Source organism: Kitasatospora sp. SUK 42 (genome assembly GCF_015776785.2).
Classification (GTDB): Bacteria; Actinomycetota; Actinomycetes; order Streptomycetales; family Streptomycetaceae; genus Kitasatospora.
Genome location: NZ_LFMD02000008.1, coordinates 1 through 229, shown reverse-complemented (window position 1 = coordinate 229; position 229 = coordinate 1). Strand labels below are relative to the sequence as shown.

Annotated in this window: 1 protein-coding gene; it reads left to right on the top strand. The window is 71.2% G+C overall.

Annotated features, from left to right (window positions below; translation table 11 throughout):
• On the top strand, nt 1–229 hold a 229-nt coding region (locus RZ50_RS28085), incomplete at both ends, for a flavodoxin-dependent (E)-4-hydroxy-3-methylbut-2-enyl-diphosphate synthase (RefSeq protein WP_217680985.1).

Sequence of the window (229 nt, the reverse complement as noted above, 5' to 3'; positions counted from 1 at the left end):
CCTGGGCGTGACCGAGGCCGGTCCGGCGTTCCAGGGCACGATCAAGTCCGCGGTGGCCTTCGGTGCGCTGCTGGCCGAGGGCATCGGCGACACCATCCGGGTCTCGCTGTCCGCCCCGCCGGCGGAGGAGATCAAGGTCGGAAACCAGATCCTGGAGTCGCTGGGGCTGCGTCAGCGTGGGCTGGAGATCGTCTCCTGCCCGTCCTGCGGTCGGGCCCAGGTCGACGTG